Genomic DNA, 17,247 nt, shown 5'->3' on the forward strand with positions numbered 1-17,247 from the left:
CATGTGAGAGTAGGTCATCGTCAAGATTCATTTCGCAAAACCCCTATCTGCGCGAGCAGGTAGGGGTTTTGTCTTTGCGCGTTTGGCAAGTCAACCTCCTCCGTTGTGGGAACGAGCTTGTTGGAACGCCGCTCCCACGAATATTCAGGCCGGGTTTCATCGCCTTGTCAGTGACGATCTCCAAGCAGCGCCACCAGCTCATTGAAGGCAGGACGGGCCAATACGTCGGTCTGCTGGCAGCGTTCAGCCAGTCGCTTCAGTGTTGTGTCCTGCTCGTCGCAGCACGCCAGCAATTCCTCCACAAGAATGCCAAATGCCCTCGCTTCCAGTCGTTCGAGGGCCGATGCCGCAAGACTTTGCTCCTGAGGGTGGAACGAGGCGGCACCGAAGTCGCCCAGCAGGCACTGGCCATCTTCGTCGAACAGGATGTTGTGGGCGTACAGATCACCATGGCTCAAGCCACGCCCATGCAGGTGGGCACAGACCGAGGCAATACCTCTTATAAGGCGACTTAGGGCCGACTTGGTCAACTGCCGGTCCGCCGGGTAGCGGTCGCGGGTGCAACTGTCGAGGCTAGGCGGGCCGCCCAGGTTCGACCAATGCGCGTCGATCAGTTGCATCACCAAGGCGGGTAGCTGATCTGGATGATCGTCAATGCGCCCAGCCAGGCGCATCAGCTGTGGATGGTGGCCGGCAGCGATACAGGCGCTCATCTCCGCCAACGGCGAACCATCGCTGGTGATCGCACCCTTGTACAGCTTGACCGCAACCGGCGCTTCCTGACCACGCCAGTGGGCACGGTGAATCACCCCTGAGGCGCCACGGCCGAGTTCTTCTTCTAGGTGGATATCCTGCCAGTGAAGGGTAGGGCAATGGTCGTCCGTGGCAGGTGCGACAAAGCCATGGGGTAATGGATTGTCCGCATAGGCCAGCCAGGCTAGGCGTGGCATGAGCAGCAACCAATCAGGTAGGGCGCCCAGGCGGTTGCTGGCGATGCGCAGCAGTTCCAGGCGGTGGCAGCGCGCCAGGCTTGCGGGCAGGTCGGTGAGGCGATTGCCGGCAAGCATGAGCTTTTGCAGGTGTGCGCAGTCCCCCAGTGCCTCGGGCAGTTGCTCCAATACGTTGTCGGTGAGCACCAGTGAGCGTAGCGAAGGTGGCAGGGCCTGGGCATCGACCCGGCTGATGCGGTTGCTTCTGAAGCCTACGGTTTCCAGGGCCTGGCAGCTGCCGATGGCGTGGGGCAGGTGGGTGAACTGATTGTTGGAGCAGAACAGCACCTTGAGCCGGTTCAGGCGGTGCAGGTCCTCGGGCAGTTCGCTCAGCCTGTTGCCGCTCAGGTCCAGCACTTCGAGGCTGTCGCCAAGTGTGAAGATCTCCTGGGGAAAATGGGTCAGGTTCTGGCAGAGATTCAGTCGCGTGATGCCGTGCAGGCGACCGGTGCGCAGGTCTTCGAGGGTATGCATGGGATTGTTCGCTTAACGTGACCGGCCATTGTAGGTGCTTGGGTGCGGCAAATCTGCATATGGGTTGCGACTTAAGTCCGATGGCGGCTGGCCGGCCCCGGTCCATACTCAAGATTCGCCCTTCTATAACAACAAGTACCGGGTTGCGAACCAATGACCTATGAGCACAGCTACGCCCATTCCATTTCCGAACCCGTCAGCTTCTGGCAGGCCCAGGCCGAACAGCTCGCCTGGCAGCGCAAGCCGACCGTCACCTTGCAGCAGAATGCCGATGGTACCCACCGTTGGTTCGCCGATGGCCGTCTCAACAGTTGCTACCTGGCCCTTGACCATCAGATCGAGCAGGGGCGTGGTGAACAACTGGCGCTGATCTACGACTCGCCAGTGACTGGCGTGCAACAGACGTTCACCTATCACCAACTGCGAGATGAAGTGGCCCGTTTGGCGGGGCTGTTGCGTTCGTTGGGTGTGCGCAAGGGTGACGGCGTGATCATCTACATGCCGATGGTGCCCCAGGCCGCCATGGCCATGCTCGCCTGTGCCCGCATTGGTGCGGTGCATTCCGTAGTGTTCGGTGGCTTCGCCGCGAACGAGCTGGCCTTGCGCATCGACGATGCGCGGCCGACCTTGTTGCTGACGGCTTCCTGCGGCCTGGAGTTCGACCGCGTGATCGAGTACAAGCCGCTGGTCGATCGCGCCCTGCAGCTGGCCCGCCACCAGCCGCGGCATGTGCTGGTGTTGCAGCGCCCGCTGGTAAGCGCCGAACTGCAGCCCGGGCGTGATCTGGACTGGCAGCAGGCCTTGCTCGGGGCGGCGCCGGTCGCCCCCGTTGAACTGGATGCGGGCGATCCGCTGTACATCATGTACACCTCCGGCACCACCGGCAAACCCAAGGGTATCGTCCGCGAAAACGGCGGCAACGCAGTGGCGTTGTGTTATGCCATGCGTCATGTCTACGGCATGCGGGCAGGGGATGTGTGGTGGGGGATCTCGGACGTCGGCTGGGTAGTAGGCCACTCGCTGATCGTGTACGGGCCACTGATGAACGGGTGCACCACGGTGTTCTACGAGGGCAAGCCGATCCGCACGCCGGACGCCTCGGCCTACTGGCGGGTGGTGGAACAATACCAGGTCAATGGCTTGTTCTGCGCACCCACCGCCATGCGCGCCATCCGCAAGGAAGACCCGGAAGGCGCGCTGATCCGCCGTCACAATCTCGATTCGTTGCGCCAGCTGTTCCTGGCCGGGGAGAAACTCGACTCCAGTACCCATGAATGGCTTGAGCGAGTCAGCGGCAAGCCGGTGCACGACCATTGGTGGCAGACCGAAACCGGCTGGCCGGTGACTGCGCCCTGTGTCGGGCTCGAAGGCAGCGCGGCGCGGCCGGGCTCGAGCAACCGGGCGGTGCCGGGGTACAACGTGCAGGTGCTGGATGACGAAGGCAAGCCGTTGGGGCCCAATCAGCAGGGTGCCATCGTGATCGCCCTGCCATTGCCACCGGGTTGCAGCCAGACGCTCTGGGGCGATCACCAACGTTACCTGCAGGCCTACCTGCAGAGTTACCCCGGTTACTACCACACCGGCGACGGCGGCTACCTGGATGAAGACGGCTTCGTCTACATCATGGGGCGCACCGATGACGTGATCAATGTCTCCGGGCATCGCTTGTCGACCGGTGAAATGGAGGACCTGGTGGCGCGTCATCCGGCGGTGGCCGAGTGCGCGGTGATCGGTGTGCACGACGAGATCAAGGGTCAGGTGCCATTGGCGCTGGTGGTGCTCAAGGACGGGCAGGGCATTGGCGAGGCGCAACTGCAGGGCGAATTGGTGGCGGATGTGCGCGAACAGATCGGCGCACTGGCCTGCTTCAACCGCGTGCGCCTGGTCAAGCGCCTGCCCAAGACCCGCTCTGGCAAGATCCTGCGGGCGGTGCTGCGCAAGATCGCCGATGGCCAGGACTACACGGCGCCATCGACGCTGGATGATCCGGCGGTGCTAGGGGAGATCGAAGGGGTGTTGGCCGATTTGCCCAGAGCGGGCTGACGTCATCGCGAGCAGCATTGCCTGTGGGAATCGGCTTGTCGTGCCGACGAGCCGAGGCAAAAGGGCCGCCTGGCGGCCCTAGGCTGGATGCCTTACGACTTGAAGCGTCCCACCAACCCGTTCAGCTCATCCGACAGCTGTGCCAGCCTGCCAGAGTCGGCCTGTGCAGAGCTGGCCAGCGTCTCCACCAGTCTTGCCTCGTCGTAGATCTGCTGGATATGCCGATTGATCTCCTCGGCCACGCTGTGCTGCTCCTCGGCGGCCGCTGAAATCTGCAGGTTCTGGTCGCGGATCTCGTTCACCGAGAGCTGGATGCCTTCGAAGCTGTCGCGGGCATTCTCGATCGACGACACGCTGGCCCGCGACAGGTCCAGGCAGCTTTCCATCTTCTGCGAAACTTCATGGGTCTTGCCACCAAGGGTATTGAGCAACTGGTCGATCTCGCCGGTGGAGTCGGCGGTGCGTTTGGCCAGCGCCCGTACCTCGTCGGCCACCACGGCAAAACCACGGCCCTGGTCGCCGGCCCGGGCGGCCTCGATGGCGGCGTTGAGCGCCAGCAGGTTGGTCTGCTCGGCGATGGCGCGGATGGTGCCGAGGATCTGGTTGATGCTGCGGCTGCCTTCCTCCAGTTCGACCATGGCCTGGGATGACTCGCTCAGGCGTCGGCCCAGGCGATTGACGTTGTCGGTGGTCGCTTCGATCTGCTGCTTGCCCTCGGCCACGCGACGGTGGCCCTGTTCGGCGGCGTCGGCGGCGCTACTGCACGAACGCGCCACTTCGTTGGCGGTGGCGACCATCTCGTTGAAGGCGGTGGACACCAGCTCCACCGCCTCGCGCTGGCGCCCGGCGGCCTCGTTCATGTTGCCGGCCATCTCGCTGTTGCTACGCGAGGCTTCGTGCAGGTTGGTCGAGGCCGCGCCGATGCGCTGGATCAGTTGGCGGATGGCGGCGAGGAACTTGTTGAACCAGCCGGCCAGCTCGGCGGTCTCGTCCTTGCCCTGGACCTGCAGGTCGCGGCGCAGGTCGCCTTCACCCTCGGCGATCGACTGCAGGCCGGTGCTCACCTGGCCGATGGGTTTGACGATCACCCGCGAGAACGCTGCCGCCACCCCGGCGAAGATCAGCGCCAGCAGCACCACGATCACTGCCGTGACATAGGTCATGCGTGTGGCTGCGGCCATGACCTCGTCGTACTCGATAAGCCCGACGAAGCGCCAGCCCAGGCCTGGAGAGGTCCATACATTGGCCATGTAGCGCACGCCATCGATCACCACCTCGGTGGCGCCTTGCTCGGTGGCGGCCAACGCCGCGTACGGCGCGCCGAGGTCCTTGAGCTGCTTGAAGCTGTGCCCGGCGTTGCGCGGGTCGACCAGCACGGTGCCGTCCTCGATCAGCATCACGTAGCCGCTGTCGCCCAGCCTGATGCTCTTGACCAGCTCGGTGAGGTTCTTCAGCGACACGCTGACCACGAACACGCCCTTGGCCTTGCCGGCCGCGTCGAGCAGCGCGCGGGCGGTGCCGACCAGGGCCACGTCGTCCTTGTCGTAGTAGTACGCGGCGGTGCGCACCGTCTTGTCCGGGCTGGCCATGGCGGCCTTGTACCAGGGGCGGGTGCGCGGGTCGTACTTGGCCAGCTGTGGGTCATCCGGCCATTTCGCGTAGCTGCCGTCTTCCAGGCCGATTGAAAGGATCGCCGCTGCCGGATGCGTGGTGCCGTAGCGTGCGAAGGCGTCGATGACCCGCTGCGCAGCCTCGGGCATCGGCTGGCTGGCGGCATCGGCGCCGGTGTAGTCCTTGAGCGAGGTGACCGAGGTGTATACAGGATCCTTGGCCATCTGATCGACGTTCTGCAGCGTGCCATCAAAGAACTGGCGCATGTTGCCGTCGATCTGGCGAATTTCCCGGGTGCTGCCGTCGAGGAACTGATCGACCGCCTCGCTGCGGATGTTCAGCACCGAGATGCCGCCAACCAGGGCGACCGGGATAAAGGCCACCAGTACAAAGGCCAGGATCAGTTTGTTTTTTATTTTCATCGTGACGCCCATCCGTGAGTGTGAAGGGTGTACATGGCCGCTTCGCTAGGGTGGTGGCCACTTGCTACCTTTTCTGTTTCGGCGGGCGGAATATAAACCTTTAGTAGATATTTCGTGTACAGGAAATTCAGAAATTGTCCTGACTTGCGGGCAAAGCGCAGCTGAGGCGTGGGAGCGGGCTTGCCCCGCGATGAGGTGAGAACTGTTGTTTCAAGCGGATTACTAAGACGCTCCCTATTTCATGTAGGACGTTTCCCAATCATGCTTTCACGGCCTTTCAGCTGTTGTTCTGGCCAGCCGCATTCCTTAGTCTGGACCTGTCGTTGCCAATTCAATGACCGGGTGTGCAAGCCCGAGGATGTGGTCCAGGTCGCTCAATGGCGGCTATACGTGGGAGGCCTTCGGGCCAGCCGGGTTCCTACTCCACGGTCTTGCACACCCGCGTATAGCTGCCTCCCTCGCGCTGAGCGAAAGCGGATATCGAAAGCTCCCATGGCTAGCTTCAGCGATCGAGCACCTTGTGATAGGTCACGAATTCCTGCTCGGCCTCATACCCCAGCGATTCATACAGCGCCTGGGCGGCAAGGTTGCTCCTGGCGGTGTCCAGGCTCAACCGCTGCGCGCCCTCGGCCTGGAAGATCCCGATCAGTTGCTGCATCAGGTAACGGGCATGACCGCCCCTGCGGGCGTGGGGGATGACGAACAGGTCATACAGCCAGTAGAAGCGCTTCATTGCCAGCGAGCAGGTGGCCGGGTACAGCTGGGCAAAGGCGATGGCCTGACTCTCGTCGTCCAGCAGCAGGTAGATCCGCGAGTTGCCGGTTTCGAGGTTGGCCTTGAGGAATGCACGGGAAGCGGGGAGGTCATCCGCCTCCTGGTAGAACATCCGGTACTGGTTGAAGAGGTCCGCGGCGGCGTCCAGGTAGTGCAGGTCACAGGCAATGACGTTCATGTCGTGGGCTCGCTATCAGGCTGTCCAGCGCCCTTGCTATGGGGGCAGTCCTGCAGGATTTCATGAAACACATCCGCTCGTACAGATGCCATATGCAGCGGCGTACGTGCGGCTTCCGAAGGTGTGCGGCGGCCTTGTTTCCTGTGTGCCGCAAAGCCGGAAAATCAGGTCTTTGTCACGAGTGTTTGCCGACCAATGGGGCTGCGGCTTGCTGGCGTCTATTCAGGGCATTAGCATCCGCTTTCCTCACTCACGGCCATGCGCAACCTTTGGCCGACTCCAGGATCAAGGACGAATGTTGCCGCTGCTTTCCCGCTTCCTGCTGCACGCACTGGTGTGTGTGGCTTTTCCCTTTATCTTGAGCCTTGGCTTCGATCTCTACCGGCAGCATGTCGGCCAGCCGATGGCGCGAGGTGTCAGCGTCGGCTTGGCGACGATGCTGGTGTTCTACGCCTTCGTGCTCTTCAACCTGTTGATGGTGGCCATTCCAAGGGCGGCAGTTCGCTACTGGCTGGCGCTGGTGCTGGTGCTGCTGGTACTGGCGTTCTTCAATACCTTGCACCCGTTGCGGGCGCTGGGCTTTGCGCTGTTGTGCGGTGGCTTGTGCGCGGTGGCCATCGCGATGACGCCACTGGTAACGTCGCTGTTGCACCAGTGCCGTCGGTGAAGGAGTTCAGCAGGCCAGCACCCGTCGTTTTTCGAGCCACCTCTCGAAGCAGGTGAAGGTGTCGACAGCGGCTTCTACCGTCCGGGCCTGGGCGGCAGGCTCCGGAGCGGCGGCAGCCAGCCGTTCGAGGAAACTGCGCCAGCGTGCGCCGGTCAGCGGGCCGTAGACGTCGAGGAACGCGCCACCGTTGTCGGCGTCGATACCCAGACGTTCGGCCATGGCCCGCTTGAGCACCTGGCCACCGAGCGTGGAGCCTTCCAGTACATACATCACCCCAAGCGCGCTGGCTTCGTCATCGATGCGAGGCAGGGCGTGGCACCGGGGCAGCGCTTCGATGTCGATGGCCAGGGCGCCCAGGTCGCGTGACAGGGTGGGTGTCTTGTGGCGTTCGGCGCTCTGGTAGGCGCCCAGCAGTAAATCCAGCGGGGCATGAAAGCCATGGTAGGCCCCGAGCAGATCGGCGTAGGCCGCGCGGTCGAAGCCCTCGCTGAAGAAAGGCAGCCGCGCTTCCAGCCTCTGGTGGCAGGCGCGGGTACCTTCGCGCAGGGCAAGCAGCAACGGGCTGACGGTAGCGGACATGATGGTGGCTCTGGCGTTAGGGCATTCGATACTGCCAGATCAGGCGGCGCAATCACCACTGCCGATTTTGCGCACCTGGCCCGTGAACTGTGGAATCATTGCGCCGCCTCTGGAACGAGGCTTTCACAGCCAAGACAGGAATGCAGCACGATGCGCGCAACAACATGGAACTGGCTGGCCCTGGGGCTGGCGTTGCTGCCGGGCCTGGCCACCGCGGCGGAACCAGAGCCGGTACCGGTATACCGGGAGATCAAGGACTGGATTGTAGGCTGCGACAACACGCGTTTCTGCACCGCGGTCCTGGCCGATCACCCGGAGCGGATGCGAGTGGGCATGCTGGTGCAGCGTGAGGCGGGCGCCTGGGGCAACCTGCACCTGACCCTGGTGGGGAGCACCGACTGGTCGGGCGAGCCCATGCTCGACGGCCAGCTGCTGGTCGCCCCCTGGCGCATGACCCGCGGTGTCGAGACCACCCTGGAACTGGAGGGCGCCGATGCCTATGCCGTGTTGCGGCAATTGCGCAATGGCCAGCGCCTGGTGGACGACACCCGGCCAGGGGAGCGGGTGAGTTCGCTGCAGGGGCTGAGCGCCGCCTTGCTGCTGATGGATGCGGTGCAGGGCCGGGTCGGCCACTACAGTGCTCTGGTGCGCCCTGGCGACAGCGTTGCCGATGCGCAGTTGCCGACTCCGGCCAAGCCACAGGTGCCGGCCTTTGTGGCAGCTACGGCCCTTGGCGCGCAGGAGCAAGCGGGCATCACCCAGGTGGTGATGGCCAAGGCGGCCGCCGAGAACCAGTTGATCAACGAATACGATGTCGCTCCCAAGCTCGAGCTGCATGCCCTGGACGACCAGCATGCGCTGGCATTGCTCAGCTACAACTGCAACGACTTCCATTGCCTCTACGCACTGTACAAGGTGTCGCGTGAAGCGCCTTACACCCTTGGGCCGCTGGAGTTCGAGGCGCCATCGAGCCCGGTGGTGATCAGCCGGATGCGCGACGCCATCGAGTTCTACCCTGGCAAAGGCGAGCTCCACAGCTATGCCAAGGACGACTATCCCGGCAGTTGCGGGGTGGAGGAAAGCTGGCGCTACGATGGCATGCGCATGCGCTTGCTCAGGCTGTCACGGATGGACCGCTGTGCCGAAGTGGGCACCGACAGTTGGCCGGTACTCTGGCGCAGTCAAGGCTGAACGCGTGAAACGGACTTCAGGGATAACGCCATGCAATGGATGAAACACCCGCGTGCGGCATTGCTGCTGACGCTCATGACGCCATCGGTCGTGCAGGCCGAGAACGCCCAGGCACCGCTCGAAGCAGTGCCGATGTACCGGCAGATCAAGGACTGGGCGGTTGGCTGCGACAACACCCGTGCCTGCACGGCGGTAATGGCGATCGACGACGACCTGATGGCCGGGCTGCAGACCATCATCAGGCGCGAGGCGGGGCCACAGGGCGCGCTTGAGCTGACCCTGCGCGTGGGCCCGGCGTTTGCGGAACAGGTGCTGCTCGATGGGCAGGTACTGTCGGCCAACTGGCAGCGCATCCAGCTTGAATACGACTTCGACCTGCTGTTGGAAGACGATGAGGCGCTGGCGCTCATACGTCGGTTGCGCAACGGTGCACGCCTGAGTTCATTGACCGAGGATGGCGAGCTGGTCGCGTCCTTGCTGGGGCTCAGTGGTGCGCTGTTGGCCATCGATGCCGTGCAGGGCCGGGTCGGGCATGCCGATGCTCTGGTCAGAGTGGGAGATGCGCCCGCTGCCGATGTGCCTGGCGCTCCCGATACCGTGGTGCTGCCACAGTTCGTCGCCGCGCCGCGCATGAACGACGAGCAGGCCCATGAAATCGGCAGGATGGTAAAACGCCAGGCGAATGTCGAAGGCGATGTGCTGGGGATGAGCAACAGCCATTACGAGGTGCACCCGCTGGACGCTGCCAATGTCCTGGTCATTCTCAACGTGGGGTGCAGTGGCGAGTTCTGCGCCAATTTCCTGTATCGGGTGTCCCGCGCCGCGCCCTACCAGATCAGCGAAATGGCCTTCGAGGCGCCGACGCCGCTGCTGGCGCCGCGTCTGAGTGGCTATGTAGCGTTCGATGCGCAGAGCGGTCAATTGTTTGCCGCTGACAAAAGCCAGGTAGAGCGTGGTTGCGGGGTGATCCAGCAATGGCGTTACGACGGTGAGCGCATGCGCCTTGAGCGCGTGGCGCGGCTTGATCGCTGCGGGTATGTGAAACCGCAATTCTGGCCGGTGCTATGGCGTGTGCGGGAGTAGGTCGAGGCGAGCCGAGTGCCCATAGGCGCCGCTGACGCGCCGCATCGCCGGCTTGCCGGCTTGCCGGCGATGGGCGCGTAGCGCTCTCTGTCAGTGAGGTGTGGCTCAGAACGCCAGCTTGTAGCCGATCAATAGCAGCATGGTCGCCAGGCAAGGTCGCAGCACGCGGTCGGAGATGCGCCCGGTCAGGTGGCTGCCCAGGTAGATCCCCGGCAGCGAACCCAGCAGCAGGTAGCCCAGCAGCGACCAGTCCATGTTGCCCATGCCGGCATGACCCAGGCCGGCCACCAGGGTCAGCGGCACGGCGTGGGCGATCTCGGTACCGACCAGGCGGCGGGTGACCAGGAACGGGTAGAGCAGGAACAGCGCCACGGTGCCCAGCGCACCAGCGCCGATGGAGGTGAGGGTGACCATCACGCCCAGCACCACGCCGGTGATCACGGTGAGGATGTTCAGGGTACGGTCGCTGAGGTGGTAGTGATCGCCCGCATGCTTGCTGGCGAAGGCCTGCAGGCGCGACTTGAACAGGATCGCCAGGGCGGTGAGGATCAGCACCACCGCCAGGCCCTGCTTGATGATGGCGTTGAGCGCCGAGGTGTCGGTGTGCAGTGTGCTGAGGAACCACAGGGTCAGCGCGGCGGCCGGGACGCTGCCCAGGCTCAGCCAGCCGGTGATCTTCCAGTCGATGTTCTTGTTGCGGCCATGCACCCAGACGCCGCTGGCTTTGGTGATGGCGGCGTAGAGCAGGTCGGTGCCCACGGCAGTGGCCGGGTTGATGCCGAACCACAGCAGGATCGGGGTCATCAGCGAACCGCCGCCGACGCCGGTCATGCCGACGATGAAGCCCACAACCAGGCCCGCAATGGTAAAACCGAAAGAACCTACATCCATACGCTACTCGACGCCCAGCTTGCCCGTGATCGGATGAGTGCCAGCATATAGATTTTTTTATAGCCAAATAGACTTGTTCGTTATTAGGTTATAACCACCCTGTGGCGGCACGCTCCTGTAAACCCACGGTCAACCAGAGTGGGTTTACCGGGAGCTAGCCCGCTCGAATGTCCCGGGCACGATTCGGCCAACCATGAAAGGAGCGTTCCATGAGCAATGACATCCAGCGTTTTCCCAGCAGCCTGCCGTTTCCATTTTCTCGTGCAGTGAAGGCCGGGGGCTTCCTGTTCCTGTCCGGCCAGGTGCCCATGAGCGTCAGTGGCGAAGTGGTACGCGGTGATATCCAGACACAGACACGAGCGGCCTGCGAACGTATCGCCGAGAGCCTGGCAGTGAGTGGGGCGCGTTTCGACCAGGTGGTGAAATGCACGGTCTGGCTGTCGGACATGAGCCATTTCGCCGGCTTTAACGAGGTTTACAAAGAGTTCTTTGGCGCAGCGCTACCGGTGCGATCGACGGTGGCATCGGCGCTGGCGCTGGGGGTCGATGTGGAGATCGAGGTGCAGGCGTTCGTCGGCGAGTGAGGAGTAGCTGCAGAATGCTTGCGTAATCGCCGATGTGATCGAAGGCGTGATCGCGCAGGGAGCCCGCTCCTGCAACACGTACAGGAGCGGGCGGCAGGTCAGATGCGGAAGCTGCCCACCAGTTGCTTCAGGCGCCCGGCCTGCTGGCTCAGGGCGTCGCAGTGGCGCAGGGTGTCGTTGAGGTTCTCCACCCCTTGCTGGTTCAGCGCGTTGATCTGGGTGATATCCAGGTTCAGGCTTTCGACCACGGCGGTCTGCTCTTCGGTGGCGGTGGCCACCGACTGGTTCATGCCGTCGATCTCGCCGATACGCTGGGTGACACTGGCCAGGCGCTCACCGGCCTCGTTGGCCACCTGCACGGTCTCTTCGCTGGAGACCTGGCTGGTGTTCATGGTGTGTACCGCCTCACGCGAGCCGACCTGCAGGCTGGTGATCATGCGGTGGATTTCTTCGGCCGATTCCTGGGTGCGGTGGGCCAGGTTGCGCACTTCGTCGGCAACCACGGCGAAACCACGCCCGGCTTCACCGGCACGGGCGGCCTCGATGGCGGCGTTGAGCGCCAGCAGGTTGGTCTGCTGGGAGATGCCCTTGATCACGTCGAGGATCTTGCCGATTTCGTCGGTGCTGGCGTTGAGGGTCTCGATCTGCTCGCAGGACTCGCTGATGCGCTGGGACAGGGCGGTCATGGCGCTGATCGCCTCTTCCACCACCTGGCGGCCACCGTTGGCCTGTTCGCTGGCGCCGCTGGCGTGCTGCGAGGCGTCGGCGGCGTTGCGGGCGATTTCCTGAGTGGCGGCGCCCAGCTCGTTGATCGCCGCGGCGACGCTGTTGGTGCGCATGCTCTGCTCTTCGGAGCCGGTGAGCGAGGCATTGGAGGCGACCACGACCTTTTCCGACAGGTCATGCACCAGGCGCGTGGCCGAGGACACTTCGCTGATCGAGGCGTGGATACGCTCGACGAAACGGTTGAACGAGGTGGCCAGCTCGCCGAACTCGTCCTTCTGCTCGACGGTCAGGCGCCGGGTCAGATCGCCTTCGCCTTCGGCGATGTCCTGCATGGCGCGGCCCATGGTGGTCAGCGGGCGCATCAGTACCGGGATCAGCAGGCCGAGCAGGCCGGCGATGACGGCCACGGCGATGAGCATGGCGATGATGGCCGAGGTACGGAACTGGCTCAGCGGGGCGTAGGCTTTTTCTTTATCGATCGACAGGCCGATGTACCACTGCGCCGACGGCAGGCCGTCCACCGGGGCGAAGGAGATGATGCGGTCCTTGCCATCGAGGCTGACTTCCTGGATGCCGGACTCGACACGCAGCGGGGAGCCTGGGTAGATGTCCTTGAGGTTCTTCATCACCCGGTCCTTGTCCGGGCTGACGATCACCTGGCCATTGCGGTCGACCAGGAAGGCGTGGCCAAGGCCGCCGAAGTCCACGGCATTGATGATGTCCACCAGGGTGTTCAGGCTCAGGTCGCCGCCGACAACGCCGATCAGCTCGCCGCTGGACTTGGCCTTGACCGGCATGGCGATTGTCACCACCAGGCCACCCACTGCAGCCATGTAGGGCGGGGTCAGCATCGTCTGGTTGGCGGCCACGGCCTGGGTGTACCACGGGCGCTGACGCGGGTCGTAGCCGTCAGGCATCTTGGCATCGGGGCGTTGGGTGAACAGGCCGGTGTTCTGGCCGAAATAGGTGAACTGGAAGTTGCTGGTGTACGACGGCTGGTCGACCAGGCCCGGCACGTTGCTGCCGGCGCCTTGCTGGGCGATGTCCTGGGCCAGGTTTTCCAGGACCAGGATGCGCCCGCTCATCCAGTTCTGCACGCTGCTGGCGGTCTGTGCACCGGCCTGGCGCACCGAAGACTCGATGTTCTGGCGGATGGTGTTGCGTTGCAGGTAGTCGTTGTACAGGGTGAACAGGGCAAACGCCAGTACCACGACGGCGCAGGCACTGAGCAGGATCTTGTGGCGGAATTTCAGGTTCATGTTTCGAGACCTTGAGCCAGTGAAAGGAGGGCGCCGCGTGCTTGTGGCACGAGTGGCGGAGCCTGTTGCAACGCTATCGGCCGATTCTGAAAAATGTTGAAAGACTAAATGTCGCAGCACTTGGCCGAATTGTCCTGACAGCGTGACAAATCATTTCGATGCCAACAGGCTCACCAACGTCCTGGCCGCCTGGCCGAGGGGTTGCTGCTTGAGCCAGAAGGCGTTCACTGGCAGTTGCAGTTCGTTGCGGGTGTTCTGAAACTGCAGGCGCACCAGGCGCCCGTCCGCCAGCAGCGGCGCCACCCGCGCCAGCGGCAGGTCGCCCCAGCCCAGGCCGGCCTCGACCATCTGCAGGGCCAGGTCCAGGCTGTCGGTACGCCAGTGCGAGGTGCCGATCAGCGAGCGGGGATCGCTCAGCGGCAGGTCGCGGCTGCACACCAGGATCTGGCGCAGGTTGACCAGGTCTTCGAGGTTGCGGATGCGCCCTTCGCGTAGTGCGGGGTGATGTGGCGACAGGGTGGCCACCAGCGATTCCAGGGCGATGTGCTGGAAGCTGCGTCGCGGGTCCACCTGCAGCCCGGCGAAGGCCAGACACAGGCGCACCCGACCACTGTCGAGCAGTTGCAGGGCCTCTTCCTGCGGGGCGGCGAGCAGTTCGATGTCCAGCAGCGGGTAGCGCTCGCCCAGGCGGGTGATGGCCCCGAGCAACGGGCGCTGATCGATATCCGGCACCACGGCGATGGCAAGGCTGCTTTCCAGCCCTCGCGACAGCTCCAGCGCATGCACCTCCAACAGCCCCAGCTGTTCGGCGATCAACCGGGCATGGGGCTCCAGGGCCTGGGCCTGGGCGGTCGGGCGTACCTCCCGCGACCCACGCTCGAACAGCGTGTAGCCAAGCTCCGCCTCGAGGTTGCCGATGGCCATGCTCACCGCCGAGGGCACGCGCCCGAGCGCCCGCGCGGCAGCCGAGAATGAGCCGCGGTCGAGCACGGCGAGAAACAGCAGGATGGTATCGCTGGAAAAGTTCATGGCAGTCTCCTTTCAGGAAATCTGAAAGCTGCCGACTTTTTCTGTCAAGCCTGTTGATGCATTCTGCGCGCCTTCGTCATATCCGCAACAAGGTAATCCCGTGCAAGGACTCAAACGCAAACTGGTCTACGTGACCTTCTATGAACTGATCGGCCTGTGCATGTCGACCCTGGGCCTGGCCTACCTGTCCGACACCCAGGCTTCGCACACCGGCCCCCTGGCAGTGATGATCACCACAATCGCCATGGCCTGGAACCTCATCTACAACAGTCTGTTCGAGTATTGGGAGAGCCGCCAGGCCACCCGCGGGCGCAGCCTCGGGCGGCGGGTGGCGCATGCCATCGGCTTCCAGCTGACCCTGGTGGTGTACCTGATCCCGCTGATCGCCTGGTGGCTGGACATGACCCTTGTGGAGGCGTTGATGGTGGATCTGGCGTTCATCATCCTGGTGCCGTGCTACACCTTCGTCTACAACTGGGCGTTCGACCGCATCTTCGGGCTGCCGACTTCGGCGCTGGCGACCGCCTGAACGTGCTGCCTGCGCGGGGTCATGGCGGCAGGCGAATCAGCAACGGTTCCTGTGAGCGGCTTCCGAGCAAGCTGTCCTCCACCTGCCCCGACAGGTAATACACCCCGGCCATGGCGCCGCTCTGGCGATTCTCCATCAGCTCCTGCCATTCCTGGTTCAGCGCCACATTGAGGATCACCCGCAGCTGCTCGACCATCTGCGGCTGTTCACGGTCGTGGGTGATGATGCCGTAGCCGGTTGCCGCCACCGAGATCAACGCCCCTGCCGCCTTGCCCACCGCCGCCGCGATGGCACTGGCGGCACCGCGTGGCGCCAGTGTGGCGCCGAGTTTCTCGCTGGCCTGGGTGGCCACCGACGACAACCCTGCCTCGGTCTGCCCCGGGGCCTTGGTGGCCTGTTGGTGCAGGTGCTGGCGCAGGGACTGCCAGGCCAGCTGTTGGTCCAGCGACTTGGCCCGCAGCAGTTGGTAAAGCGAGGCATTGCGTGCATCCGGCGGGCCCAGGGCGATGATCGGGATGCGGGCGAGGCGCTGGCTGAACTGTTCGGGCGGGGCGTTGTAGCGCTGGATGATGGTCGGCATTTGCTGGCCGAGCAGCTGCAGGTACAGCTCGCTGGCGCGGTCGCGGATACCCTCGGGGTTGATCTGTTCGGCCACCGGGTCGATGACCCGTTCGCGGTACTGCTCCTGCAGATACAGGCCCAGGCGCTTTTCCGCGGGTTCCTGGCCATTGCCGCTGTTCATCTTGTACCAGGCGACCTTGAGCGTGAGCCACTGCTGAGTCCAGTAACCGGTGAACCAAGGGATGAAGTCGTTTTCGGTGCGTTGCTGCACTTGCTCCTTCCACACGCGCATGGAGCGTCGGGCGTAGTCGTTGGCCGAGCCTGCGGCGGCGACCGAGGCCTCGATGATGTCCTGGTCGATACGCTGCCAAACGGCCGGTGGCAGGTTCTGCGGCGGGGGCGGTGCGGGTGGGCGTTTGCCGGCGCAGCCGGCGAGGGCCAGCAGCAGGCAGAGCGGAACCATCGCGAGGATCGATTTCACGCGGATTGCCCCCTTGGCCAGAGGCTGGGTGATTTACCGAAGTATAGGTTTGTCTTGAGGGCATCATCGCGGGGCAAGCCCGCGGCAGCGCGTCAGCCCACCCGTTTCAGGTGCAGCAACGGGAATGGATCGCCTTGTCCATCCACCTCGCTGCGCCCGACCTGGACGAAGCCGTGTCTGAGGTAGAACCCCACGGCCTGTGGGTTCTGTTCGTTGACATCGACTTCTCGTACGCCCAGCTCATCGATCACATGGGCCAGCAAGGATTTGCCGATGCCCTGGCCACGGCAGGCCGGGTCGACGAAGAGCATTTCCAGCTTGCCCTCATGCACCCCGGCAAACCCTTGTATGTACCCTGCGCTGTCCGACCAGGCACGCAGCTGGACAAAACCCAGGTACTGCTCGCGCACCAGCGGGCGCAGGCGCTCGATGTATCCCGCCGGCAGGAAGTCGTGGGTCGCCCGCACCGAGGCTTCCCACAGATCGGCCAGTCGATCGTAGTGTTGCGCGCCGACTGGCGCGATAGTGAAGTTCATAAGCCCTCCAAGGCATTTAGGTCATCGGCGACAGGGTACGGCATTGCGCTATGCTCGGCATTGCGTCCGCGAACAGGAGAGCTGCTGATGAAGGGTGCCAAGGCCGATGCCTTGCTGTTGGTGGATGTGCAGTGCGCTTTCATGGAGGGCGCCGATGCGGTGCCTGGCCACCTGGCCCTGCAGCAGAGCATCGCCCGCTTGCTCGGCCGCGCCCGCCAGGCCGGGGTGGCGGTGATCTTCCTGCAGAACGACGGTGCGCCGGGCAGCCCGGATGCCCCGCACAGTGCCGGCTGGCAGTTGTATTTTCCGCCTGCGCGGGGCGAGCACGTGCTGTTCAAGACCGAGGACGATGGCTTTCTCGAAACCGCTTTGCAAACCCTGCTCAACGACCTCGGGGCCCGGCGCCTGGCCCTGTGTGGCGTGCTCTCGGAAATGTGCCTGGCTGCCACTGCCCGTGCCGCGCTGCACAGGGGCTTCGATGTGTTGCTGCCCCACGATGCCCACGCCACCTACGACGTGCCCCCCGGCCCTGGCGGCTCGCCGGGTGTGCCCGCCGCCCTGGCAGCCCGGGCGGCGGAGTGGTCGCTGGGGGACGAAGTGCAGATCCTGCCCGGCGTCGAGGCCGTGGCGTTCGCTTGAT

The 17,247-nt window shown here is 64.0% G+C and carries 16 protein-coding genes; 7 read left to right on the forward strand and 9 right to left on the reverse strand.

The genetic code is table 11. The features are described from left to right. Window positions 1-167 precede the first annotated feature (167 nt). Window positions 168-1,463: a leucine-rich repeat-containing protein kinase family protein gene (locus OH705_RS03460; RefSeq protein WP_267301008.1), complete on the reverse strand. Its 1,296-nt coding sequence runs from the start codon at window positions 1,461-1,463 to the stop codon at window positions 168-170. 153 nt (window positions 1,464-1,616) lie between these two features. Between OH705_RS03460 and OH705_RS03465 the strand changes: the two genes are divergently transcribed. Next, a complete protein-coding gene (locus OH705_RS03465) occupies window positions 1,617-3,506 on the forward strand; it encodes a propionyl-CoA synthetase (protein ID WP_267301010.1) in 1,890 nt (629 codons plus the stop codon). A gap of 92 nt (window positions 3,507-3,598) precedes the next feature. Here the strand turns inward: OH705_RS03465 and OH705_RS03470 are convergent, their stop codons facing one another. Then, window positions 3,599-5,539, reverse strand: coding sequence for a methyl-accepting chemotaxis protein (locus tag OH705_RS03470; protein ID WP_267301012.1), 1,941 nt, complete (start codon window positions 5,537-5,539; stop codon window positions 3,599-3,601). A gap of 502 nt (window positions 5,540-6,041) precedes the next feature. Beyond that, a complete protein-coding gene (locus OH705_RS03475; RefSeq protein ID WP_110605807.1) occupies window positions 6,042-6,491 on the reverse strand; it encodes a GNAT family N-acetyltransferase in 450 nt (149 codons plus the stop codon). 295 nt (window positions 6,492-6,786) lie between these two features. Here OH705_RS03475 and OH705_RS03480 point away from each other — a divergent pair, with 295 nt between their 5' ends. After that, window positions 6,787-7,158 carry a hypothetical protein gene (locus OH705_RS03480; protein WP_094011267.1) on the forward strand — a complete coding sequence of 124 codons (372 nt, stop codon included), beginning with the start codon at window positions 6,787-6,789 and terminating at the stop codon, window positions 7,156-7,158. A gap of 6 nt (window positions 7,159-7,164) precedes the next feature. Here the strand turns inward: OH705_RS03480 and OH705_RS03485 are convergent, their stop codons facing one another. Continuing rightward, window positions 7,165-7,737 (reverse strand): biliverdin-producing heme oxygenase, encoded by a 573-nt coding sequence (locus tag OH705_RS03485; protein ID WP_094011268.1) that lies wholly within the window; start codon window positions 7,735-7,737, stop codon window positions 7,165-7,167. Between the two features lie 150 nt (window positions 7,738-7,887). On the opposite strand from OH705_RS03485, the gene OH705_RS03490 reads away from it, so the two are divergent. Continuing rightward, window positions 7,888-8,928 carry a DUF1176 domain-containing protein gene (locus tag OH705_RS03490; RefSeq protein ID WP_267301019.1) on the forward strand — a complete coding sequence of 347 codons (1,041 nt, stop codon included), beginning with the start codon at window positions 7,888-7,890 and terminating at the stop codon, window positions 8,926-8,928. A 30-nt stretch (window positions 8,929-8,958) separates the two neighbouring features. Beyond that, window positions 8,959-10,011, forward strand: coding sequence for a DUF1176 domain-containing protein (locus OH705_RS03495; RefSeq protein ID WP_267301021.1), 1,053 nt, complete (start codon window positions 8,959-8,961; stop codon window positions 10,009-10,011). Window positions 10,012-10,116: 105 nt separating this feature from the next. Here the strand turns inward: OH705_RS03495 and OH705_RS03500 are convergent, their stop codons facing one another. After that, entirely contained in the window at window positions 10,117-10,902 is a 786-nt protein-coding gene (locus OH705_RS03500; RefSeq protein WP_023630744.1) for a sulfite exporter TauE/SafE family protein, read from the reverse strand. A 209-nt stretch (window positions 10,903-11,111) separates the two neighbouring features. Between OH705_RS03500 and OH705_RS03505 the strand changes: the two genes are divergently transcribed. Beyond that, complete coding sequence (locus tag OH705_RS03505; protein ID WP_023630743.1) at window positions 11,112-11,486, forward strand: RidA family protein; 375 nt, start codon at window positions 11,112-11,114, stop codon at window positions 11,484-11,486. Between the two features lie 98 nt (window positions 11,487-11,584). Here the strand turns inward: OH705_RS03505 and mcpA are convergent, their stop codons facing one another. Beyond that, a complete protein-coding gene (gene mcpA, locus OH705_RS03510) occupies window positions 11,585-13,471 on the reverse strand; it encodes a methyl-accepting chemotaxis protein McpA (RefSeq protein ID WP_038706459.1) in 1,887 nt (628 codons plus the stop codon). Between the two features lie 150 nt (window positions 13,472-13,621). After that, complete coding sequence (locus OH705_RS03515) at window positions 13,622-14,500, reverse strand: LysR family transcriptional regulator (RefSeq protein WP_267301026.1); 879 nt, start codon at window positions 14,498-14,500, stop codon at window positions 13,622-13,624. Window positions 14,501-14,600: 100 nt separating this feature from the next. Between OH705_RS03515 and OH705_RS03520 the strand changes: the two genes are divergently transcribed. Beyond that, window positions 14,601-15,029, forward strand: a complete 429-nt coding sequence (locus OH705_RS03520) for a PACE efflux transporter (RefSeq protein WP_110605812.1) — start codon at window positions 14,601-14,603, stop codon at window positions 15,027-15,029. A 19-nt stretch (window positions 15,030-15,048) separates the two neighbouring features. Here the strand turns inward: OH705_RS03520 and OH705_RS03525 are convergent, their stop codons facing one another. After that, window positions 15,049-16,053, reverse strand: coding sequence for a hypothetical protein (locus tag OH705_RS03525; protein ID WP_267301238.1), 1,005 nt, complete (start codon window positions 16,051-16,053; stop codon window positions 15,049-15,051). A gap of 110 nt (window positions 16,054-16,163) precedes the next feature. Beyond that, entirely contained in the window at window positions 16,164-16,607 is a 444-nt protein-coding gene (locus OH705_RS03530; RefSeq protein ID WP_267301029.1) for a GNAT family N-acetyltransferase, read from the reverse strand. An 87-nt stretch (window positions 16,608-16,694) separates the two neighbouring features. On the opposite strand from OH705_RS03530, the gene OH705_RS03535 reads away from it, so the two are divergent. Continuing rightward, complete coding sequence (locus tag OH705_RS03535; RefSeq protein WP_267301031.1) at window positions 16,695-17,246, forward strand: isochorismatase family protein; 552 nt, start codon at window positions 16,695-16,697, stop codon at window positions 17,244-17,246. Window position 17,247: the final 1 nt, after the last annotated feature.

It is taken from the genome of Pseudomonas sp. BJa3 (assembly GCF_026343815.1).
GTDB classification, from domain to species: domain Bacteria; phylum Pseudomonadota; class Gammaproteobacteria; order Pseudomonadales; family Pseudomonadaceae; genus Aquipseudomonas; species Aquipseudomonas soli.